Below are 23,132 nucleotides of genomic sequence, written 5' to 3'. Positions count from 1 at the left end.
TATATAAAAATAAAACATGAAAATTAACAAAATACATAGAAAAAATAAACCTCAATAGATTGTATTATAGGATTATACAAGATTAATTAAATAATATAATAATGGTACAGTTATAATAGAGGCAAATGTACTTATAAATACCATTAAATTTCCAAGTGCTGGATTAATTTTTAATTCTTCAGTTATAAAAGAAACATTCATACCAACAGGCATTCCTACTTCTATTACAAAAATCCCAGCAAGAATAGGATCTAAATGTAATAAGCGAACTAAAAAAACAGCTATAATTGGAAATACTACTAATCTAAATATTGTAGTTAAAATTGTATCATATAAATCATAAATTTTAATTTTGATTCTAGACAGGGAAACTCCAAGATTCAATAAAATTATAACTATACTAGCATCTCTTATCATTCTTAAAGGTTCGTTTAGAGAAAAGGGCAAATTTTCCCAGGATAATCCATTAGCTCCCAAAATCCAGCCAATCAAAAACCCCCATAACATTGGAAGTTTTATCATATTGCTTAATCCTTTTTTTACATCTCCAGTTAAAATTATTATACCTATAGAAAAGGATAATAATGTCATAACTATAACGTACATTACAGCTTTAGCTATACTTTCCTCACCATAAAGAGCACTTATAACTGGATAACCTAAATAACCACCATTAGAAAACATTAAAGCAAACGAAATAATTCCCCATTCTGACTTTATTAAATTAAATTTTTTCAATAATAATGGTAATAATATTGCTAAAATGAAAATGAAGAAATAACCTATAAAAAATGCTTTTAATTCATTTAATTTTGGAGGATTTGAATTTATAGCAGTAAAAGCTAAAACATTTCCTGCTATCCATAAAGTTATTTTATTTAATATGGTATTGTCCAGTTCAGAAAATATTTTTCCAAATACATATCCAACAAGAATTATTAAAAACAAAGGTAATATTTTAAAAAGAGTAAGAAAAAAAAGCAAAAAAATCACCTCACAGATTTTAAAGCATATACTTCTGTGCCTATTCCAGTTAAAAAATCCAATAATTCCACATCTTGATTTAACAATCTTATACATCCATGGGATATTCTTTTGCCAATTTCCCATGGTTTAGTAGTTCCATGGATACCATATTGCTCTTTTGATAACTGTAACCATCTACTACCTACACCATTGATTATAGATCCTGGTTTAATATATTCACCATACCAATATAAAGCAGGTTCCTTTTCTTTATACATAATTCTATAATATCCAGGTGGTGTGGCATCACTTCTTCCAACAGCTGCAGGAAAGGTTAAAACTTTTCTTCCAAGATAATATAAATTAAGTATTGATTTATCCAAATCTATTGTTATAACTAAAGGGCTTTCTCCAAATTTAATCTTTCCAATTCTCAATAATTGTCCAGGATATATTTTTTTAGGATCTGTAATATTGTTATATAATATAATTTCTCCTGGTTTTACATTATATTCTCTAGCTATTTTATAAATAGAATCGCCTTTTTTAACAAGATAGTTATCAATAAACTCTACTTTATACGTTGCTCCCTTAAGATTTGATGAAGCAAAAAACCAATCTTTTTTATAAAATTTTATAATTTTTTCTCTTTCTAATCTATATTTATCATAATAATTTACTCTTATTTCATGAAAACCATCTTTTAAATCTTCTGGTAAATAGTATATATTATTATCACTATTATATATCTTTATTTTATCATCAATATAAACACTTTTTATTTTAAACTTTCCATTTGAATTATTAACTAAAACTCCTTTCCATCCATCTAACATTTCTATAGTTGAAATTTCAAGATTTATTTCTTCAAAAAAATTTTTTAATTCTAAAATTTTTTTGAATTTTATTTCTTTTTTCCCATTTAAAGTATAATACTGCAACTTTAGATCCAATACATCATTTTTGCTAAAATCATATATATTAACCTTTATATCTATATACGTAGGGCTATATGAAAATTGAGGTATTACTCTAAATCCTAAAGTATTTAAAAAAACCTTAGGATTAATAATCCTCTCATTTGTAACATATTTCAAATATATAATATTATTTTGAAATTTAACAAATTCTATATTACCTGCTAAAATAGTAATTTGAAATATAATCAACAATAGAAAAAGCAATACTCTTTTTTGTATTTTTTTCAACATGGGTAACCTCTCCCATTTTATTCAATAAATAAATTTCATTCAAATCTGAATCAAAACCCGTTTCTTTTTTTGATACATCATTTGCTACAATTAAATCACATTTTTTTTCTTTCAATTTTCTTTTAGCATAATTTATCAAATTATTAGTTTCTGCAGCAAACCCAACCAATATTTGATTATCTTTTTTTATTTTTCCTAATTCTTTAAGAATATCCGGATTTTTATCTAACTCCAATATAATATTTTCATTCTCTTTTTTAATCTTTTTATCTGAATAATTTTTAACTTTATAATCAGAAACAGCTGCAGCCATAATTATTATATCTGAATCCTTATAATGATTAATAACCTCATTCCTCATTTCAGATGCAGAATTTACCTTAATATAGTTTTTTAATATATATGGTGGTTTTATATAAACAGGACCAGAAATAAGAGTTACTTCAGCCCCTCTATAAGAAAATGCTCTAGCTAATTCATATCCCATTTTACCACTCGATTTATTAGTTATATTCCTTACAGGGTCTATAGGTTCAACGGTAGGGCCAGCAGTTATTAAAACCTTTTTCCCTTTCATATCCTTTTTCATAATCGCATATTCTAAAAATTCCAAAATCATTTCATTATCAGGATATCTTCCCTTTCCTATTTCTCCACAAGCTAAATGCCCAATTTCTGGCTCAACTATAATCCATCCATCTTTCCTCAAAATATCTAAGTTTCTTTGGAAAGCTGGTGATTCATACATTCTAGTATTCATAGTTGGTACCAATATTTTTGCTTTTTTATTAAAAGCAAGTGCTATTAATGATAATAAATCATCTGCAAAACCATTAGCAATTTTTGCAATAATATTTGCTGTTGCTGGTGCTATTATTAGAGCATCTGATTCCATAGAGAGTTGAGTATGAGGTATCCACCCATTTTTCACTTCATTAAAATAATCTGTATAAACTGGGCAATTCCCTACAGCGGAAAAAACTACTGGAGATATTATTTTTTTCGAATCTTCTGTTAAAACTATATTTAAATCAACATCTAACTTCCTTAATTTAGAAGATAAATCTACTGCTTTATATATAGCAATTCCACTACTTACACCTAATAAAATTTTTTTATTCTTTAATATATTCATTTAAAAACACCTCAGCTTTTCTAAAGCGTGATATAGTTTTCTCTTTTCCTAAAACAGATATAGATTCAAATAGTCCAGGTGTAACTAATTTACCTAAAACTATACCCCTAATTGTTTGAAATGTATTCTTTTTTGAAGTTATTTTTAAATCCGCTAATTCTCGAATAACTTTCTCAACATTTTCTATTGTATAATCTTCTAATTCTTCAAATCTTTTTTTTGCTATCTTTACCAATTCACTTGACCATTCTTTTTTTAAAAATTTTTCTATAAATCTTTCTTCATAATGAAAATTTTCTATAAAGAAATTTCGCGAAAATTCCTCTAACTGCTTTAATGTATTTACTTTTTCTCTACTAATTGACAAAACATTTAAAGAAAAACTTTTATCTTCTAATATTTTTTCTTTCATGGATAAATATCCAATATAATCTAACCATTCAATATATAAATCCATAATATCCTCAATTTCTTTCATCCTTAAATGTTTTCCACATATCCATTCTAACTTTTCATAATCAAAAATTACACCTTTATTTGATAATTTATCAGGAGAAAAACTTTCTAATTTTTCTCTAAACAAAAATATTTCATCATCTATTGTCCACCCCAATAAGGCCAAATAATTCATTAAAGCATCTCTCAATATTCCTTCTTTTCTAAAGTACTCTACAGTAGTTCCTCCATGTCTTTTACTTAAAGGTTTTCTATCATTACCTAAAATTAGTGGAATATGCATAAACTTTGGTGGTTCCCAACCAAAAGCTTTATATAACATAATCTGTTTTTGAGTATTAGAAATATGATCTTCTCCTCTAATTACATGGGTTATTTTCATAAAATGATCATCTATTACAACTGTAAAATTATATACAGGAATTCCATTTGAACGTTTTATAATAAAATCATCTAAAAGATCATTTCTAAAAGAGATTCTTCCTTTTAATAAATCATCAAAATTAGTATTACCATTTTTATCAACTTTAAATTTAACTACAATACTTTCATTTTTATACTTTTCGGGATATTTAGTTGAAGTAAATATTTCATTATTATCTTTATCATAAACAGCATAATATGCTTTATTATTTTCAATTAAATAATTTATATACTTTTCATAAATTTCTAATCTTTCACTTTGTCTATATGAACCATAATCCCCACCTATATCAGGACCTTCATCCCAATCAATCCCACACCATTTTAAAGATTTTAAAATATTATTTTCATAATCTTTCGAAGATCTTTCTAAATCCGTATCTTCTATTCTCAATATAAATTTTCCATTATATTTTCGTGCATATAACCAATTAAAAAGAGCCGTTCTTACTCCACCAACATGTAAATCTCCAGTAGGGCTTGGCGCAAATCTTAATCTAAACATAATTTTTCCTCCTAAAGCTCTTTTTCAAATATTTTTAATAAAATTTCTAACTCTATTACATTATCTACTATATAAATCTCAGCCATTTTTCTATTATCTAAATATTTTCCATCTATTAACACTTTTTGTATTCTATCTGTCCAGCCACCTGTTCCTTTTAATAAAATAACAGGTTTTTCATTGGCATATGCTCCCAAAATTTCTATAGCCGTACCAATTTCTCCCCCTATACTAACAATTACATCTACGCTTTTCACTAAAATATACGATCTCATAGAAAAATCTAAGCCTGTTTTTATTGAAATATCCACATATTTATTCCCATCTATTTCCCAAGGTAAAATACCTACACTTTCTCCACCATTTTCTTTTACAGATTTAGAAATTAATTCCATAACCCCATTTCTTCCACCACTAAATAAAACCCATTTATTTTTAGCAATCATTTTACCAACTTCATATATAATATCTTTTAAAGAATTAATTGGTTCTTCATTTGGATTACCTGAATATCCAATTACACCTATATTCATTTTTTTCACCAACCTAAATAATTTTCTATAACAACTTTATCTTTTAATACATTTTGTGGTTCTCCAAAGGCTATTACTTTACCTTTGTGTAATACGTATAATATATCTACTACTTCAGCAATTTCATCAACATTATGATCTGTTACAATAACACCTAAATTCTTTTTTGAAAGAGCTTTTATTATTTTTTGAATATCTTTTACAGTTATAGGATCTATACCTACAAAAGGTTCATCTAATAAAATGAATTTAGGTTTTGAAATTAACGTTCTCGCAAACTCTAATCTTCTTTTCTCTCCACCAGAAAGAGAATCAGCAATTTGATTTCTTAAATCATATATTCCAAATTCTTCTAAAATTCCTTTGATAATTTCTTCTTTATTTTGTATTTTTAACATTGAAGCTATTAAATCCATATTATCCCAAACAGTTAAATTACGGAATACTGAAGGTTCTTGAGGCAAATAAGCTATCCCTATTTTTGCTCTAACATGAACTGGTAAGTGCGTAATTTTTTCATTATCCAAATATATATCCCCACTTTTTGGGACAACTATTCCTAATATTGACTTAAATAAAGTAGATTTACCAGCACCATTGGGACCTAAAATCCCAACAATTTTACCGGTGCTGGCTTTAAAATCTACTTTATTTAAAACTATTTTTTTTCCATATTTTTTTGTAATCTTTTTACAAACAAGATTATTCATATTTTATTTTTTTAATAATTCTATAATTTGCGGTGTAATATCAACTAATTCATCTGCATATATTACAGAAGGTTCATATAACACTAAATTATATCCATTCGATTTAGCGTATTCTATCACTTTATTCTTTACCTCTTCTAAAATAGCGTTTGTTTTTTGCGTATATTCATCTTGAATTGCTTTTTGATACTCAGATACTCTTAATTGCAATTCTTGTTGCTTTTGAGAGATCTCCTCTTGAGAAGCACCAGAACTTTTTAAACTTTCAAAATCTTGTTGCATTTTATTTATTTTACTTTGATAATATTGAAGATCGTTTTTATACTTTTCTTGTAAATCTACCCATTTGTAATAACTTTGTGTAGCCTTTTCCATTTGTACAAAAGCTATTTTCAAATTTTTCCCTGTTTCTTTAGATTGTTCTGAAATTCCCACTTTTGGAATGAATAAAAAAGTTACTAAAACAACTACTAAAATAAAAAGCTTTGAAAAGTTTTTCACCAAAAAACACCTCCTAAATTTTTTCTCACTATATTATATCATTAAATTTTGATTTAAGAAAATTTTTTTTATACCTTTTGTTTTACATTTCTTAATTTTTAATACATATTTTTGAATAATTTGTTGTTTTTTATTTAACATAAAAATGATACTATGATAGTACCCCTATCCTCCTTAAAATAAATAAAGGATTTTGGAGCCAAGTGCTCCATTTTTTTTATAAAAAAAGCCCCTAAATGGGGCAATTAAAATATTTTACCTTTATATAATGGGAATTTCTCACATAATTCTTTTACTTTTTCTTTCATATTTGCTTTGAATTCTTCATCTAGAGTTCCATCTTCATCTTTGATATTTGATATAACTTCATTTATTAATTCTGCAATAATTTTCATTTCTTCTTCTTTCATTCCTCTTGTAGTAACAGCAGGTGTTCCAATTCTTATGCCACTAGTAACAAATGGTGATCTTGTTTCTTTTGGAATAGTATTTTTATTTACTGTAATACCAGAAGCTTCTAATGCCTTTTCTGCTGCTTTACCTGTCACACCTTTTTCATTTAAATCAACTAAAAATAAATGCGAATCAGTACCTCCTGATACAATTCTAAAGCCTAACAATTCCATTTCTTTAGCTAATTTTTTAGCATTTTTTATAACTTGTGCCTGATAATCTTTAAATTCTGGTGATAATGCTTCTTTAAATGCAACTGCTTTAGAAGCTATAACATGCATCAATGGACCGCCTTGAATTCCTGGAAAAATGCTTTTATTTATTAATTTATATAATTCTTTATCATTAGTTAAAATCATACCGCCCCTTGGCCCTCTTAATGTTTTATGCGTTGTTGTAGTAACAACATGTGCATACTCTAATGGATTTGGGTACAATCCTGCAGCAACTAATCCTGCAAAATGAGACATGTCAACAACTAAATAAGCTCCAATTTTATCAGCTATTTCTCTAAATCTTTTAAAATCAATAATTCTTGCATAAGCGCTTCCACCGGCCACAATTACTTTAGGTTTATGTTCTAAAGCTAATTTTTCAACTTCATCATAATCAATAACTTCTGTCTCTTCATTTACACCATATTGAACAACATTAAAAATTTTCCCAGAAAAATTAACAGATGCTCCATGCGTTAAATGTCCTCCATGGCTTAAAGACATTCCCATTAATGTTTCTCCCGTTTCCATTAAAGCTAGATATACTCCCATATTTGCTTGTGAACCTGAATGTGGTTGAACATTTGCATATTTTGCATTAAATAATTTTTTAGCTCTATTCCTAGCTAAAGTTTCTGCTTCATCAACAAATTCACAACCACCATAATATCTTTTTTTAGGATAACCTTCTGCATATTTATTAGTTAAAACACTACCCATTGCTTCCATAACTGCTTGTGATGCAAAATTTTCTGAGGCTATTAATTCTAAACCATACTCCTGCCTTTTTAGTTCTTTAATAACTATTTCATAAATTTCTGGATCTACATTTTTCAAGTTATCCCACATTTTTATTCCTCCTTGTAAAAAGTTAGATTTAAATTATTTATTCTGAACTAATTATACAACAATATTTACAAAAATACCAATATTAACATTGAAAAAAATTTCGTGAAATTTTTTTCACACAAGGCATAATCACATATAATCCTATGTAACCTGAAATAGCTCCACATAATCAACTTTGTAAAATTTAAATTAAAAGTGTAAAATAAAATCAAGAAAAAATCAAATAAAGGGGTGAGACTATGAATTTTGATAGTAAATATTCTGTAACAGTAAATAGAATTAAATCTAACATTATTAGAGAATTGTTAAAAACAGCAACAGCGGAAGGAATAATTTCTTTTGGCGGAGGAATACCTGATCCTGATACTTTTCCTATAGAAAAATTATCAGAAATCTCAAAAGATGTAATAATGAATGAATATAAAATTGCTTTACAATATGGATCTACAGAAGGTGATCCAGAATTAATAAAGCAATATATTAGACTATTAAAAAAACACGAAGATATTACTTGTTTAGATGAAGAAAACTTAATGATAACAACTGGTTCACAACAAGCATTATTTATAATTGGTACAGTATTTTTAGATGAAGATAGTTACTGTGCTGTTAGTAAACCTATATATTTAGGAGCAGGTAGTGCATTTAATCAAAGAAACCCAAAATATATTAGTATTCCATTAGAAAAAGATGGTATGAATATTGACTTTTTAGAAAAAGAATTAGAAAAGTTAGATAGAGAAGGAAAAATTGATAAATTCAAATTTGTTTATACTGTAAGTAATTTCCACAACCCTGCAGGCACTACTTTATCTTTAGAAAAAAGAAAAAGATTAATTGAATTAGCAGAAAAATACGACTTTATTATTATCGAAGACGATCCATATGGTGCATTAAGATTTGAAGGTGAGAAATTACCAAGTATTTTCAAGTTAAATAATGGAGAAAGAGTTATTCTATTAAACACATTTAGTAAAGTATTATCTCCAGGTTTAAGAATTGGTGTAATTATCGGAAACAAAGAATTAATAAGAAAAATGGTATTAGCTAAACAAGGAATGGATTTATGTTCTTCAACATTAACTCAAAGAATAGCAGCAAGATTTATGGAAAAATATGATTTATTTGAGGAGATACAACCTACAATAAAATTATACAAAGAAAAGAAAGATAAATTCATGGAGGCACTAGAAAAATATTTAGGTGATATAGAAGGAATTGACTGGATACACCCTGAAGGTGGTTTATTCTCATGGATCACACTTCCTGAAGGGTTTGATACAATGGAAATGTTTAATATAGCTAAAGAAAAGAAAATAATTTATATTCCTGGTGAAACATTCTATGTTGACGAACCAGAAAGAAATACTATGAGAGTATCTTTCTGTCTTCCTTCATTTGAAGAATTAGATGAAGGTGTTAAAAGATTAAGAGACACTGTTGAAGAATATGCAAAGAAAAAAGGATTAACTTTAAAAACAAAATAATCACTAGTGAGGTGAAAATATGAATCGTATTTTAGTAATAAATCCCGGATCAACATCTACAAAAATAGCTGTCTTTGAAGATGATAAACTTGTTGTATCAGAAGAAATCACACATTCCACAGAAGAATTAGATAAATATGAAAAACTTATGGATCAGATTGATTTGAGAAAAAATGAAATAACTTCTTTTATAGAAAAATATGGCTATAAAATTTCTGATTTTAACGCTATTGCAGCAAGAGGAGGTGTTTTACCTCCTTTAGAAAGCGGAACATATAAAGTTTCAAAAGAAATGGTAAATTATTTAAAAAACATCACTCCTATAGAACATGCTTCAAATTTAGCAGCGGTAATAGGATGGGAATTAGCTGGAAATAATATTCCTGTTTATATAACTGATCCAGTTTCAGTTGATGAATTTATCCCAGAATCAAGAATTTCTGGAATGCCTGAAATTGAAAGGAAAAGTTTATTTCATGCATTAAATATGAAAAGCGTGGCTAGGAAAGCCGCAAAAGAATTAAATAAAAAATATGAAGAATGCAATTTCATAATAGCCCATTTAGGTGGTGGAATTTCAATAGGTGCACAAAGAAAAGGGAAAATGATTGATGTAAATAATGCAAACGATGAAGGACCATTTAGCCCTGAAAGAACTGGTGAATTGCCTGTTGGCGACTTAGCAAAATTAGCCTTTTCAGGAAAGTATACTAAAAGAGAATTAAAAAAGAGATATATAGGTAAAGGCGGATTAGTTGCTTATTTAGGAACAAATGATTTAAGAGTAGCTATGAAAAAAGCTGAAACAGATGAATATGCCAAAAAAGTTGTTGAAGCTATGGCTTATCAAATTGCAAAAGAAATTGGCGGTATGGCAGCTGTTTTAAAAGGAGAAGTTGATGCTATTCTTATTACTGGCGGTATGGCAAGAAATGATACATTTATAGATATGATTAAAACAAGAATTTCAAAAATAGCATTAATAATGCTTTATCCCGGTTCTTTTGAAATGGAGGCTTTAGCTGAAGGTGCTTTAAGGGTATTAAAGAAAGAAGAAGAAGCTAAAGAATGGAAATATGAGGTGAAATTATGAGAATAAATAAAATTATTGAATTAGCAAAAAATTTAGATGTAAAAAAAACTGTTGGGGTTGCAGCTGCTGAAGATGAAGTTGTTTTAAATGCTGTTTCTAAAGCTGTTAACGAAGGAATATGCGATGCAATTTTATATGGAAATGAAAAGAAAATAAAAGAAATTGCTAAAGAAAATAATATTGATATATCAAAAATGAAAATTATTCATTGTAATTCAAACAAAGAAGCTGTTATAAAAACTATAGAAGATGTTTCTTCTGGAAAAACTGATTTACCTATGAAAGGTCATATTACAACTGGAGAGTTATTGTCAGTATATTTGAAAGAAGAATATGGTCTTAGAACAAAAGGAACAATAAATTTAGTAAGTGTATTTGATATTGAAAAATATCATAAATTGTTGATTGTGACTGATGCTGGTATGGTTATTTCGCCTACACTTGAACAAAAAGTTGATTCTATAAATAATGCTGTAAAAGTTGCAAATGCTTTGGGAATAAACAATCCAAAAGTTGCAATTGTAGGAGCGTTAGAAAAGGTTAATCCTAAAATGTCAGCTACTATGGATGCCGCTATTATTTCGCAAATGAATAGAAGAGGGCAAATAAAAGGATGCATTGTTGACGGACCTTTTGCTATGGATAATGCTATTTCTAAAGAAGCTGCAAAACACAAAGGAATAGAAAGTGAAGTCGCTGGAGATGCCGATATTGTTATTATGCCAGATATTGAAGCTGGAAATATTTTTTATAAATCTATGGTGTTTTTAGCTGGATCTGGTGTTGCAAGTACAATTTTAGGTGGTAAAAAACCTGTTGTTCTAACTTCAAGAGCTGATTCTGATGATGCAAAATTATTATCAATTGCATTATCAGTACTCTTAGCTTAGGAGGTAATAATATGTATAAAATATTGGTTATAAATCCTGGATCAACATCTACAAAATTAGCAATATATGATGATGATAAATTAATATCAAAAGAAACTGTTAGACACACATCTGAAGAATTAGCTCCATTTGAACATATAGCAGATCAATACGAATTTAGAAAAGAAGTTATTAAAAATTTCTTAGAAAAAGCTGGTTATCCCATCTCTTCATTTTCTGCTATTGTTGGGCGAGGAGGACTTTTAAGGCCTATTCCAGGTGGTGTATATGAAATTAATGAACTTATGAAAAAAGAATTAAGAGAAGGTAAATATGGTGAGCATGCTTCAAATTTAGGCGCTTTGATAGCTCATGAATTGGCTTCTGAATATAATATCCCATCTTATATTGCTGATCCAGTTGTTGTTGATGAAATGGATGATATTGCAAGATTTTCTGGTCATCCAGACTTTGAAAGAAAGTCCATCTTTCATGCATTAAACCAAAAAGCTGTTGCAAGATTAACTGCTAAGAACATGGGAAAAGATTATAAAGATGTAAATTTAATTGTAGTTCATATGGGAGGCGGAATATCTATTGGTGCCCATAAAAAAGGAAAAGTTATTGATGTTAATAACGCCTTAGATGGCGACGGCCCTTTTACCCCTGAAAGGTCTGGAACATTACCAATGACTCAAATAATTGATCTGGCTTATTCTGGGAAAACAACTTTTGATGAAATGAAAAAAAGAATTAAAGGAAAAGGTGGATTAGTTGCATATTTAGATACAAATGATGCTTTGGAAGTTCAAAAAAGAGTTGAAAATGGAGAAGAGTATGCAACTCTTATTTATAAAGCTATGGCTTTACAAATATCAAAATGGATAGGGAAAATGGCTACAGCTTTAAATTTTGAGGTAGATGGCATTATATTAACAGGTGGATTAGCATATGATAAAAACAATATGGTTAAATGGCTGACTGAACATACACAATTTATAGCTCCTATTTATGTTGTTCCAGGTGGAGATGAAGAAAAAGCTTTAGCAGAAGCTGCATTAAGAGTTTTAAACGGAAAAGATAGTGCTAAAACATATCCACCTAAGGAGGAAAACAATGCTTAATACAAATTATAAATGTCATGTTATTATTGGAATGTTTGGTTCTGGGAAAACTGAAATAGCTTTGAATTCTGCAATCTATTTAAAAGAAAAATTCGATAAAGTGGCTATAGCTGATATTGATGTAATTAGTCCATATTTCCGAACAAGAGATGAAATTGATATATTAGAAAACATGGGAATAAAAGTTGTTACCCCTCCAAGAAAGTTTATGCATGCAGATTTACCTATAATACCTGCTGCAGTTGGAGGATATATAGTAAACCCTGATTTTCAAACTGTTATAGATGCTGGTGGCAATGAAGATGGCTCAACTGTAGTTGGATCTTTAAAAAATTTTTTAGATCAAACTAATACAGCTACTTACTTTGTTGTTAATACCAAACGACCTTTTATGAACACAGTTGAGGATATATTATATTATATTGATCGATTAAGTGCAAAGTCTAGAAGAAAGGTAGATTATTTAGTATCTAATACTAATTTACAAGACGAAACTACAGAAGATATTATTTTAAAAGGTGAAAAGATATTAAAAGAAGTTTCGCAGAAAACAGGAATTCCTATTGCTTTCACTGTTGTTCCAGAATTTCTAAAAAATATAAAAACTGAATTCCCAAAATTTATATTAAAAAGATTTTTAGATAAAGTATATCAATTATGATAAAGGAGGGATACGATGGAATACAAAAACAAGGTTGAAATTGATCAAGAAAGATGTAAAGGATGTGGTCTTTGTATAGATGCATGTCCAACAGGTACATTAGGTTTTTCTGAAGGTTTTAATGCTAAAGGATATCATCCTGCTGCTGTATTAAATCCTGAAAAATGTATAGGTTGTGGATTTTGTTATCAAATGTGTCCCGATGTATGTATAACAGTTTCAACATTAGAAAAAGCTAAAGCTTAAGGAGGGATATTAATGGCTGAAAAGGTAATGGTAAAAGGTACAGAAGCAATTGGTGAAGCCGCCATAAGAGCTGGATGTAGATTATATTTTGGTTATCCAATTACACCTCAAAGTGAATTAACTGAATATATGTCAAGAAGAATGCCTCAAATTGATGGTGTTTTTTTGCAAGCTGAAAGTGAAGTTGCTGCAGTAAATATGTTATATGGAGCAGCTTCTACCGGGCACAGAGTTATGACTTCAACTTCTTCTCCTGGATACAGTTTAATGCAGGAAGGTGTTTCATATATTGCTGGTGCTGAATTACCAGTTGTTTTTGTTAATGTTGTTAGAGGTGGTCCAGGATTAGGTGATATTCAACCTGCCCAAAGTGATTATTTTCAAGCAACAAAAGGAGGAGGCCATGGTGATTATAGATTAGTTGTTTATGGTCCTGAATCATTACAAGAAGCAGTTGAATTAACAGCTAAAGCATTTGATGTTGCTGATAAATATAGAAATCCTGCTTTAATATTAGCAGATGGAATGTTAGGTCAAATGATGGAACCTGTTGAATTCCCTGATTTTAGAGATTTAAGTACATTACCGGATCATAGTTCATGGGCAATGCAAGGAGCAAAAGGTAGAGAACCTCATAAAATAACTTCATTTGATATAAATGAATATGTTTTAGAAAAAATGAATTTGAGATATCAAGAAAAATATAAGAAAATTATTGAAAATGAACAAATGTGGGAAGAATATAAAACAGAAGATGCTGAAGTAATAATCGTAGCTTATGGAACAATGGGAAGAATTGCAAAAACTATAGTAAATATGGCAAGAGAAAAGGGTATAAAAGCTGGTTTATTCAGACCAATAACTTTATGGCCTTATCCATACGATGCATTATCAAAATTGGCTGATCAAGCAAAATTATTCTTTACAGTAGAAATGAGTATGGGTCAAATGGTTGAAGATGTTAAATTAGCAGTAAATGGTAAAAAACCTGTTGAATTCTATGGAAGAACTGGTGGAGTTGTACCTACACCAAATGAAGTATTTGCAAAATTAATGGAATTGATATAAGAAAGGAGGAAAATTATGTCATATAAAATAAAATTTAAAGGTCCTGAATCATTAAGTGGAAAAGAATTTACATATTGTCCAGGATGTCATCATGGAATTGTGCATAGACTTGTTGCTGAAGTAATTGATGAATTAGGAATTAGAGAAAAAACATTAATGGTTGCTCCTGTTGGTTGTTCAGTATTTGCATATGAATTTTTTGATGTTGACGGTACTGTAGCACCACACGGAAGAGCTCCAGCAGTAGCTACTGGTATGAAAAGAGCAATGCCAGAAAATGTTGTATTTACTTATCAAGGAGATGGTGATTTAGCTGCTATTGGTACAGCAGAAATAATTCATGCTGCTAATAGAGGCGAAAAAATTACTACAATTTTTATTAATAATGCTATATATGGAATGACTGGAGGGCAAATGGCTCCTACAACTTTATTAGGAATGAAAACCACAACTTCTCCATACGGAAGAAGCGCTGAAAATGAAGGTTATCCTTTACATATTGCAGAAATGCTTTCTAATTTACCTGGTGTTGCCTATTTAGCAAGAACTAAAGTCAACAAACCTCAAGATGTTTTAAAAACTAAGAAAATGATAAAAAAAGCATTTTTAGCTCAAATCCAAGGAAAAGGATTTGGAATGGTTGAAGTATTGTCAACATGTCCTACAAACTGGGGGGTTCCACCAGTTGAAGCAAATAAATGGCTTGAAGAAAATTTAGTACCTGAATTCCCATTAGGTGTTTATGTTGATAAGGTAGGTGATGAAAAATGAAACTTCATGCATTTATAGCTGCTGGATTTGGTGGTCAAGGTGTTATGTTATTTGGAAAAATTTTATCTTTGGCTGCTATGTATGAAAATTTATATACAACATGGTTACCTTCTTATGGGCCCGAAATGCGTGGAGGAACTGCTAATTGTACAGTTGTAATATCTGAAGAATATATTGCATCTCCAGTTGTTGATCAGCCAACAGAAATTGTGGCATTTAATATTCCTTCAATGTATAAATTTGAAAAGTTATTACCTGAAAACGGTATTTTATTATTAAATTCTTCAGTTATAGATAGAGAACCAGAAAGAAAAGATGTTCAAATTTACAAAGTTCCTGCAAATGATATCGCCGACGAATTGGGTAATATCAAAGTCCAAAATATGGTAATGTTAGGAGCTTATTTAAAAGCTACAAATGCTGTTTCTCTTGATTCTATAAAAAAAGCATTAGAAAAATCTTTAAAAGGCAAAAAAGCAGATTTACTAGAATTAAACTTAAAAGCTATTGATGCAGGAATGAATGCATTAGTAAAATAATAAAATAATAACCCCGGTAAAAACTTTACCGGGGTTTATTCATAAAATTTTATTCTATTTTTTCCTTCTTCTTTTGCTTTATATAAAGCTATATCTGCTTCTTTTATTAATTGATCTATATTTTTATTCCCATCAAATATAGATAACCCCTGACTTACTGTAATTTTTATCTGATACCCATTTATGTAAACAATATTTTTTTCTACAGATAATCTTATTCTTTCACTAACTTTAAAGGCATTCTCTTTACTAATATTAGAAAATACTATTAAAAATTCCTCTCCTCCAAGTCTTCCAATGGAATCATAATATCTAATATTTTTTCTTACAAGTTCAATAGTTTTTTTTAAAACTTCATCTCCAGCATCATGACCGTATTTGTCGTTCACACTTTTAAAATTATCAAAATCAAGCATTGAAACTACAAATTTTTTATTTTCTCTTTTTGACCTTTCAATCTCTTTTTTTAACAAATCTGTAATAGCTCTTCTATTATAAACACCCGTTAAATAATCAATTAGAGATAATCTCTCCAATTCTTTTATTCTTTTTACTTTTTCCAATCCAATTTTAACTCTATAATTAAGTTCTTCTGGATTAACTGGAGCGAAAATAAAATCATCTACTTCAAGAATTTTTTCATCTAATTTTTTTGTAACTAATATTGTATATACATTATCTATCTTTTTTTTTTGAAACAACAATATTAGCAGAATTTATTTCTGCATCATTGTCAAAAATAGTATATTCGAATTTTAATTTTTTTAAATCTTTCTCTTTTATTAAACCTTTTTCTATAGCAATCATATTTCTATTATATCACAAATCTATCCATATTTACAATTAAATTATTTATTTTTAAATCATTCTATGAGTTTCATTTAATTCTTCATAAAGAATCTTTTTTGCATCATCAAATAGTTTAAATACTGCTTTACATAAAATTTACATTAATTTGTTGATTTTTTTTTTTTTTTGATAAAATTGTTTTGAATTAAATAACTATATGTAATAACTTTAAAAATTATTTCTATAAAATTTTAAAATAGGAGGGATAGTATGTATATTAACAATGGTATTTCTCATGACTCTAGTGATTATTGGAAACAATATAATATGGAATTGCGTGATGAAGTAACAGGAAAAAATGAAGAAGTCGCAAGAAGAACTGCAAATGGAATTAACAGCGGTGTAAAAAATGCTGTATTGGGCGCTTATGCAGGTGTTAGATTTGGCGGAGGTATAGGAGGTGCAGTTACAGGAGCTGCTGTAGGTTTTGCAAAAGGTTTTTTGGATGGGTATTTTTCGTCCGATTTTAAAATAGTAGACACCAATGATTTATATCACCCAAGAAAAATTAATTAATTATGAAAAAATATAAAGAAATATCAATAATTATACTCAATAAAAATTTGAAGGTCATATCCTCAATTCCATTAGAAAAAAAATCAAAATATAATGATTATGATTATGATTATTATATGTTAGAAATTAGGAAAAAGGTTTTCTATCCAATTCCTTTTAATACACATAAATTTGAAATAATTAATGGATATGGTATATGTAATCGTAAGAAATCTAGTAGTTTTAAATATGAAAATATGAAATTTAGCATATTTTCAAATGAATCAAAAAATAATAAATCTGTTTTTTATAGTGGCGTTGAAAATGAAATTTTAGTAAATTTAAGAATCAAAAAAATACTAAAAAGCGATAAATATTTACCTGTTTTTTGTGTATTAACAAAAGATGATATTATATATAATGTATATTATAATATTATATCTCCAGATTTCACAAATCCAAATAAAAACATTACAGTGGTATTTAAACAAAACACAAAAAATTTTTTAGGATTATATAATATTGATTTTTATATAGCAGGATACGAAATTTTTTCAACTGAAATAGAATTCAAGAAAGTATTATATACTTATTGAGGTGATTGATATAAAAAAAATAATTCCACTAAATATAAAGGATTTTTTATACTTTGTTATTTTTGATTGCTTTTATTTTTGGTATATTCTACCTACTTTTGGAACTTCTAAACGTATTTTTACTTATAAATATCCCTCGATTTTTTCTATGGGATTTGTTTTTACTTGTATCATGATTATAATAATTGCAATAATTAGAGAAATATGTATATTTAAAGAAAGAGAAAAAAGAAAATATATATATTTTTTAACCTCAATCCTTTTATATATAGTTGTAATATATATTTATGCATATTTTATGAATTTTACTTTCAAACAGTTTATAGATATTTTATATTTTAAAATTTCAATAGATCATTTTGTTATAGGTATTGTAGTTAAATATACAGTAAAACATTTTAAAAAAAATAAAGAATAAAAAATCCACATCTGATGATGTGGATTAAGAATTTTTAATCATATTATGTGCAGCGTTTAATTCTTCATAAAGAATCTTTTTTGCATCATCAAACAGTTTAAATATGCTTTTATATTTAATTTCGCAAAAAACAACATTTCCTTCTTTTTCCTTTTTTATGATTCCAGAATTTTCTAAAATTTTAAGGTGTTGAGAAACACTTGACTGAGTTAGTGATAATTCTTCAGAAATATCAATAACATTACATTTTTTTTCATTTAATAATTTCAATATTCTTAATCGTGTAGGGTGTGATAATGCCTTAAATATTTCAGCGACCAATACGCAATCGTCCATAATATTACACTCCATTATTTATAAATTTTTGTTTATACCATAATAAGTATAAAGTATTAACTTTACGATAGTTTCAAAACAAAATTAAAAAATTAGTTTTATTTGATTTTTCTTGCCTCTATAATTCCATGGGCTGTTGCATGTACAATACTTCTTGTATGACCTGAACAATCCCCTATAAATTTAAGATTTTCAAATAAATTGTTATTTAACTTTTTTCCATAAAATTTTACTTCAACACCATATAAAAGATTTTCTTCATCAGCGATACCTGGTATAATTTGATTTAAATTATCTATAAATTCTATTAAAGATACAGATGTTTTACTTGGAAATACTAGGTTCAAATCGCCTAAAACATATTCATTATTACTTAATGTTGGAAAAACTTTCCATAATTTTTTTGTTCTTTTTCCTTTTTTAAAATCTCCATATGTCTGAAGTATAATTTTATTACCTCCAGCTAAAATATTAGAAAGCTTGGCAATATATGATCCATAACCATTTGGGTCATTAAATGGTTTAGTAAAAGAATGCGTTACCAAAATTGCAAAATTAGTATTTGTAGATTTTTGATCGTGTATTGCATGCCCATTCACAGTTATAAAATCTGCATATTTTTCTGTCACAACATACCCAGACGGATTATTACAAAATGTTCTTACTAATTGCCCATTAGATGACTTAAATTTAACTTTAAACTCATATAAAGCTTCATTTAATTCTTTAACTACAATATCTGGCAATTCAAATCTTACACCTAAATCCACTTTCGTGTTAGATAATATTATGTCGGAATATTTTTTCGTTAAAGTGTCAATTAATTTAAAACCACTACGCCCTACTGCAACATAAACCTTATCAAAATAATCTTTTAGTTCAGCTCTAGTTTCTCTATCTATATATTCAATTAATATTTTCTCTTGTACATCAATATTTTTCACAAAAGAATTAAATTTAAAATTAACACCTTTTTTTATAAATTCATTATGTGCATTTTTAAGAAATGTTTTTAATTTATCTGTACCAATATGGAAAAATTTCGACTCAACCAACTTAAAACCATTAATAAAAAATCTTTTTTGTAATTCTTCGATATTCTCTCTTGATCCAACTTCTGGTTCTGTCTCAGATAATTCACAATAATAATCCACAATATCTTTTTGCAAAATTTTATCATATAATATTTCTTCTAAATCACCACCCATCTCAGAAGAAACAAAAAGCTTTCCATCAGCTCTGATTCCACTTATTGATGAAGAAAATATATCTTTATTCATCTCAAACACTGTAATATCATGTCTATTTATTTCTCTTAAAAAACCTACTGCAGCAGCTCCAAATCCTATAACACCTATTTTCATATAATCCCTCCTTAAAAAAATAGACTGAAACCACTTGGTTTCAGCCTTTTTTTATAGTATAGTAACATCTTTTGGGAGATTCAATTTTCTCCTCTTTTTTTAATTTTTTAATTGCTTTATCAACTTCTTTTTTATCAATCCCTGCTTTTTCAGCTATTTCAGCTGATTTCAAAGGTTCCTTAGACTCCGATAATACTTTTACAACTAATTCAATTGAATCCATACTATCCCTCCTAAACCCAGTTGATTATATCATAAACTAAAATTTAAATCAATCCCTTTATTATTTAATTAAATATCCAATCATAAATACTTTATTTTTTTCGGAAAATATACTTTCATCATGAGGAGATGTTCCAAATACTTCATCTAATATCATACCCGCTTTAATACCATTTTTATGTTCACCATTTTTCCATTTTTTAGCTTTTGTTACATCATAAACTATATCTTTATAACTTACATATGCTTTATTTCCGTTTTTTCCATTAAAAGTTCTTAATTCATTTTCATCTAATACCAAATATCCAATCATAAATACATTATCTAATTTTTTTACTCCATGCGGCGATAATTCTCTTATTTCATATGTTAATTCATTCCCGGCTTCATGCCTTCCTTTATGTTCGCCATCTTTCCATAATTTTGAATTTGATACATCATACACCATTCCATCTACTGCAACATATGCTTTATTTCCATTCTTTCCGTTGAATTTTTTTAATTCCTCCATTGTTAATGTTAATATTCCAATAGGAAATACATTATCTAATTTTTTTATTCCATGCGGCGATAATTCTCTTATTTCATATGTTAATTCATTCCCGGCTTCATGCCTTCCTTTATGTTCGCCATCCTTCCATAATTTTGAATGTGATACATCATATACTATTCCATCTACTGCAACATATGCTTTACTTCCATTTCTTCCGTTGAATTCTATTAAATCATTTATCGTAAATGATAAAATGCCAAGTTGATCAATATTATTAAGTTTACTTACACCATGAGGTGAAAGTCTCAACATTTCGAAAGTTAACTCAGAACCTGCATAATTCCCTTCATGATATCCATTTTCCCACGGTTTTGAATATGTAACATCATATACAAATCCACTAACCGCAATAAAAGAATCATTACCATTTTTGCCATTATTTTTGATTAATTCTTTATAAGGAATTATTTTATACCTCGTTCCATAATCTTTTATATTTACATCTAAAATACTCATATACTCTCCAAACATAATAATACTTAGCATTAAAATTGTTAATACTAAAATCTTTTTCATTATATACCTCCTAAAATAACCATGGATTAATCAAATGAATAAGTAATAAAATAATTAATCCAAGTCCAACATATCTATGCAACTTAATCCAAAAAAATTTAAAATACTCTATTTTACTTAAAAAATATAAACCAAACATTAATACAATACCTAACCACAAAATAACACCTGTATGAAAATATAAATTTCCATTTAATGCTAAATAACCATGTATTATTCCAAAAATAATCAATAGTATTCCAGATAATTTGTGATATTTCTTTAAGTAAAACATTAATTTTACAATGAACTTTGCCTTTTGTGATTTTTTGTTTTTAATAAAATATTTATATAATCTTCTAATAATGAATAAGGATAAATTAAAACTCAAAAAAAAGACATTTAACCATCCTAAAAATTCAACAATTTCCTCCATATAAGCCTCCTATTTTATTAATCCTAATCCTTTTAAATAATTTTTTGCTACAATTTCTGGTTCCATTCCCATAACATCAACTAAATAGTTTAACCTTATAATTATATTTTCATTTAAGTATAATGTTAAAGGTTTTAATATGTTTTTTATTTCAGGATATTTATTTAAAACCTCTTCTCTTACTAATACTGCAGGATTATATAATGGGAAAAAACTTTTATCATCTTTTAATACAGTTAAATTATATTTTAATAATTTAGCATCTGTAGAATAAACCATTGCAACATCTATTTTCCTTGATGAAACAGCTTCATATGTAAGACCTGCTTCCATAGTTTTAACATTTTTCTTTGAAATATTCATATTATATGCCTTTGCCATTGCAAAAAATCCATCAGCTCTTTCATAAAATTCAGGATTAACACCAAATAATACTTTTTCTCCAGAATTAACTAAGTTAGCCAAATCTGATAATGTTCTTAAATTGTATCTTTCTGCAAATTCATTTCTTACTGCCATTGCATAAGTATCATTAAAAGGAATCATATTAATCCAAACAATTTTATTCTTTTCATAATCCATTTTGGCGACTTCATTAAATAATTCATATGGGTCATATATATTTTTCTTTTGTTTAAAATAGGCTGCCCACGCAGTACCTGTATATTCTGAATAAATATCAATTTGACCATTTTCAATAGCTGCCCTTAATGGAAATGAAGTTAAGCCAAATTGTTCTTCTACTTTAAATCCAGAATCTTGAAGTAATAACGAAATCATATTTGCTATAACATAACCTTCTGTAAACATTTTTGCACCTACAACTACCTTTTTTGCAGCAAAAACATTAAATCCCATAATAACAATTAATAAAAAAACTACTAACTTTTTCATAAAATCCCTCCCTAGAATTCATTTATTAAACCTCTGGAAACGTACTTTTTCTCTAAAAAACCTAAAACATTATCTACTAAAATAGCTAATATAGAAACTGGCAAAACTCCAGCAAAAATAATAGGTGCATTATAATGAGATAATCCAGTAAAAATAATAACTCCTAAACCTCCTCCACCTATTACTGAAGCTACTGTTGCAGTTGCTATATTTATTACAGCAGAATTTCTTAAACCAGAAAAAATAGCTGGTAAAGCTATTGGGATTTCTATTTTATAAAGTATATCTTTTTCATCCATCCCCATACCTTTTGCTATTTCAATTATTTTCGGATTAATACTTACAATACCAGATGTAGTATTAAAAATTATAGGAACTAAACCATATAAAAACAATGCTGTTATTGCCGTTATTTTTCCTATACCCATAAATAAAAATATTAATGCTATTACTGCTATACTTGGAACCGATTGAGTAATACCTGTAATAGAAAGCGCTATATTTGTATATTTTTTTCGTTTTTCACGGGTAATATATACTCCTATAAACACACCTACAATTACAGATAATATCCATGAAAAGAAAAAAATCATTAAATGTTCTAAAGATCTTTGAATCACAACATCAAAATCCTCAATCAAATATGAAAATATATACAT

The 23,132-nt window shown here is 27.7% G+C and carries 29 protein-coding genes; 12 read left to right on the top strand and 17 right to left on the bottom strand.

Features of this window, described 5'->3' with window-relative positions:
• Positions 1-72 precede the first annotated feature (72 nt).
• The 8 genes from ACYQ44_RS04095 to glyA form a co-directional block, all read right to left on the bottom strand.
• On the bottom strand, positions 73-984 hold the full coding sequence (locus ACYQ44_RS04095) for an AEC family transporter (RefSeq protein WP_459995415.1): 912 nt from the start codon (positions 982-984) through the stop codon (positions 73-75).
• 5 nt (positions 985-989) lie between these two features.
• On the bottom strand, positions 990-2,177 hold the full coding sequence (locus ACYQ44_RS04090; protein WP_459995414.1) for a L,D-transpeptidase family protein: 1,188 nt from the start codon (positions 2,175-2,177) through the stop codon (positions 990-992).
• Positions 2,101-3,312, bottom strand: a complete 1,212-nt coding sequence (gene coaBC / locus ACYQ44_RS04085; protein WP_459995411.1) for a bifunctional phosphopantothenoylcysteine decarboxylase/phosphopantothenate--cysteine ligase CoaBC — start codon at positions 3,310-3,312, stop codon at positions 2,101-2,103. Before coaBC ends, ACYQ44_RS04090 begins: the two co-directional genes overlap by 77 nt.
• The gene (gene gltX / locus ACYQ44_RS04080; protein ID WP_459995410.1) at positions 3,293-4,696 is read right to left on the bottom strand and encodes a glutamate--tRNA ligase; all 1,404 of its coding nucleotides are present in this window, start codon (positions 4,694-4,696) and stop codon (positions 3,293-3,295) included. The genes coaBC and gltX overlap by 20 nt, the downstream gene beginning before the upstream one ends.
• An 11-nt stretch (positions 4,697-4,707) precedes the next feature.
• Positions 4,708-5,229: a TIGR00725 family protein gene (locus tag ACYQ44_RS04075; RefSeq protein WP_459995420.1), complete on the bottom strand. Its 522-nt coding sequence runs from the start codon at positions 5,227-5,229 to the stop codon at positions 4,708-4,710.
• A gap of 5 nt (positions 5,230-5,234) precedes the next feature.
• Entirely contained in the window at positions 5,235-5,939 is a 705-nt protein-coding gene (lptB, locus tag ACYQ44_RS04070) for an LPS export ABC transporter ATP-binding protein (protein WP_459995409.1), read from the bottom strand.
• A gap of 3 nt (positions 5,940-5,942) precedes the next feature.
• A complete protein-coding gene (locus ACYQ44_RS04065; protein ID WP_459995408.1) occupies positions 5,943-6,440 on the bottom strand; it encodes an OmpH/Skp family outer membrane protein in 498 nt (165 codons plus the stop codon).
• A 245-nt stretch (positions 6,441-6,685) separates the two neighbouring features.
• A complete protein-coding gene (gene glyA, locus ACYQ44_RS04060; RefSeq protein ID WP_459995406.1) occupies positions 6,686-7,957 on the bottom strand; it encodes a serine hydroxymethyltransferase in 1,272 nt (423 codons plus the stop codon).
• A 239-nt stretch (positions 7,958-8,196) separates the two neighbouring features.
• Here glyA and ACYQ44_RS04055 point away from each other — a divergent pair, with 239 nt between their 5' ends.
• The 9 genes from ACYQ44_RS04055 to ACYQ44_RS04015 are packed head-to-tail and all read left to right on the top strand — an operon-like array spanning position 8,197 to position 15,815.
• Entirely contained in the window at positions 8,197-9,444 is a 1,248-nt protein-coding gene (locus ACYQ44_RS04055) for an aminotransferase-like domain-containing protein (RefSeq protein WP_459995404.1), read from the top strand.
• A 19-nt stretch (positions 9,445-9,463) separates the two neighbouring features.
• A complete protein-coding gene (buk, locus tag ACYQ44_RS04050) occupies positions 9,464-10,537 on the top strand; it encodes a butyrate kinase (RefSeq protein ID WP_459995402.1) in 1,074 nt (357 codons plus the stop codon).
• Positions 10,534-11,427: a bifunctional enoyl-CoA hydratase/phosphate acetyltransferase gene (locus ACYQ44_RS04045; RefSeq protein ID WP_459995401.1), complete on the top strand. Its 894-nt coding sequence runs from the start codon at positions 10,534-10,536 to the stop codon at positions 11,425-11,427. Before buk (ACYQ44_RS04050) ends, ACYQ44_RS04045 begins: the two co-directional genes overlap by 4 nt.
• An 11-nt stretch (positions 11,428-11,438) precedes the next feature.
• Positions 11,439-12,530 (top strand): butyrate kinase, encoded by a 1,092-nt coding sequence (gene buk / locus ACYQ44_RS04040; protein ID WP_459995400.1) that lies wholly within the window; start codon positions 11,439-11,441, stop codon positions 12,528-12,530.
• On the top strand, positions 12,523-13,191 hold the full coding sequence (locus ACYQ44_RS04035) for a cobalamin biosynthesis protein CobQ (protein WP_459995399.1): 669 nt from the start codon (positions 12,523-12,525) through the stop codon (positions 13,189-13,191). Before buk (ACYQ44_RS04040) ends, ACYQ44_RS04035 begins: the two co-directional genes overlap by 8 nt.
• A 15-nt stretch (positions 13,192-13,206) precedes the next feature.
• Positions 13,207-13,437, top strand: a complete 231-nt coding sequence (locus ACYQ44_RS04030) for a 4Fe-4S dicluster domain-containing protein (protein ID WP_047264906.1) — start codon at positions 13,207-13,209, stop codon at positions 13,435-13,437.
• A gap of 12 nt (positions 13,438-13,449) precedes the next feature.
• The gene (locus tag ACYQ44_RS04025; protein WP_459995397.1) at positions 13,450-14,505 is read left to right on the top strand and encodes a 3-methyl-2-oxobutanoate dehydrogenase subunit VorB; all 1,056 of its coding nucleotides are present in this window, start codon (positions 13,450-13,452) and stop codon (positions 14,503-14,505) included.
• A 15-nt stretch (positions 14,506-14,520) separates the two neighbouring features.
• Positions 14,521-15,276, top strand: coding sequence for a thiamine pyrophosphate-dependent enzyme (locus ACYQ44_RS04020; RefSeq protein WP_459995396.1), 756 nt, complete (start codon positions 14,521-14,523; stop codon positions 15,274-15,276).
• Positions 15,273-15,815: a 2-oxoacid:ferredoxin oxidoreductase subunit gamma family protein gene (locus ACYQ44_RS04015; RefSeq protein WP_459995395.1), complete on the top strand. Its 543-nt coding sequence runs from the start codon at positions 15,273-15,275 to the stop codon at positions 15,813-15,815. Before ACYQ44_RS04020 ends, ACYQ44_RS04015 begins: the two co-directional genes overlap by 4 nt.
• A 35-nt stretch (positions 15,816-15,850) precedes the next feature.
• On the opposite strand, the gene ACYQ44_RS04010 is transcribed toward ACYQ44_RS04015, so the two are convergent.
• A complete protein-coding gene (locus ACYQ44_RS04010) occupies positions 15,851-16,516 on the bottom strand; it encodes a GGDEF domain-containing protein (protein ID WP_459995393.1) in 666 nt (221 codons plus the stop codon).
• Complete coding sequence (locus tag ACYQ44_RS04005) at positions 16,491-16,622, bottom strand: hypothetical protein (RefSeq protein ID WP_459995392.1); 132 nt, start codon at positions 16,620-16,622, stop codon at positions 16,491-16,493. The genes ACYQ44_RS04010 and ACYQ44_RS04005 overlap by 26 nt, the downstream gene beginning before the upstream one ends.
• A gap of 252 nt (positions 16,623-16,874) precedes the next feature.
• Here ACYQ44_RS04005 and ACYQ44_RS04000 point away from each other — a divergent pair, with 252 nt between their 5' ends.
• The 3 genes from ACYQ44_RS04000 to ACYQ44_RS03990 all read left to right on the top strand — a co-directional run bounded on the left by ACYQ44_RS04000 (position 16,875) and on the right by ACYQ44_RS03990 (position 18,173).
• Positions 16,875-17,180 carry a hypothetical protein gene (locus ACYQ44_RS04000; RefSeq protein ID WP_459995391.1) on the top strand — a complete coding sequence of 102 codons (306 nt, stop codon included), beginning with the start codon at positions 16,875-16,877 and terminating at the stop codon, positions 17,178-17,180.
• Between the two features lie 2 nt (positions 17,181-17,182).
• A complete protein-coding gene (locus ACYQ44_RS03995; protein WP_459995390.1) occupies positions 17,183-17,755 on the top strand; it encodes a hypothetical protein in 573 nt (190 codons plus the stop codon).
• Positions 17,756-17,927: 172 nt separating this feature from the next.
• A complete protein-coding gene (locus tag ACYQ44_RS03990; protein ID WP_459995388.1) occupies positions 17,928-18,173 on the top strand; it encodes a hypothetical protein in 246 nt (81 codons plus the stop codon).
• A 24-nt stretch (positions 18,174-18,197) separates the two neighbouring features.
• Here ACYQ44_RS03990 and ACYQ44_RS03985 read toward each other — a convergent pair whose 3' ends face one another.
• From ACYQ44_RS03985 to ACYQ44_RS03955, 7 genes are all read right to left on the bottom strand, one after another.
• Complete coding sequence (locus ACYQ44_RS03985) at positions 18,198-18,509, bottom strand: ArsR/SmtB family transcription factor (protein ID WP_052913106.1); 312 nt, start codon at positions 18,507-18,509, stop codon at positions 18,198-18,200.
• A 98-nt stretch (positions 18,510-18,607) separates the two neighbouring features.
• Complete coding sequence (locus ACYQ44_RS03980) at positions 18,608-19,873, bottom strand: NAD(P)/FAD-dependent oxidoreductase (protein ID WP_459995386.1); 1,266 nt, start codon at positions 19,871-19,873, stop codon at positions 18,608-18,610.
• A 40-nt stretch (positions 19,874-19,913) separates the two neighbouring features.
• Entirely contained in the window at positions 19,914-20,096 is a 183-nt protein-coding gene (locus ACYQ44_RS03975; RefSeq protein ID WP_459995384.1) for an HTH domain-containing protein, read from the bottom strand.
• Positions 20,097-20,156: 60 nt separating this feature from the next.
• Positions 20,157-21,164 carry a cytochrome b5 domain-containing protein gene (locus ACYQ44_RS03970; RefSeq protein ID WP_459995383.1) on the bottom strand — a complete coding sequence of 336 codons (1,008 nt, stop codon included), beginning with the start codon at positions 21,162-21,164 and terminating at the stop codon, positions 20,157-20,159.
• A gap of 10 nt (positions 21,165-21,174) precedes the next feature.
• Positions 21,175-21,579 carry a hypothetical protein gene (locus tag ACYQ44_RS03965; RefSeq protein WP_459995382.1) on the bottom strand — a complete coding sequence of 135 codons (405 nt, stop codon included), beginning with the start codon at positions 21,577-21,579 and terminating at the stop codon, positions 21,175-21,177.
• Between the two features lie 9 nt (positions 21,580-21,588).
• Complete coding sequence (locus ACYQ44_RS03960) at positions 21,589-22,473, bottom strand: ABC transporter substrate-binding protein (protein WP_459995381.1); 885 nt, start codon at positions 22,471-22,473, stop codon at positions 21,589-21,591.
• Between the two features lie 11 nt (positions 22,474-22,484).
• On the bottom strand, positions 22,485-23,132 hold the full coding sequence (locus ACYQ44_RS03955; RefSeq protein WP_459995379.1) for an ABC transporter permease: 648 nt from the start codon (positions 23,130-23,132) through the stop codon (positions 22,485-22,487).

The sequence above is a fragment of the Marinitoga arctica genome (genome assembly GCF_054657315.1).
This window is presented reverse-complemented; position numbering and strand designations above follow the sequence as displayed.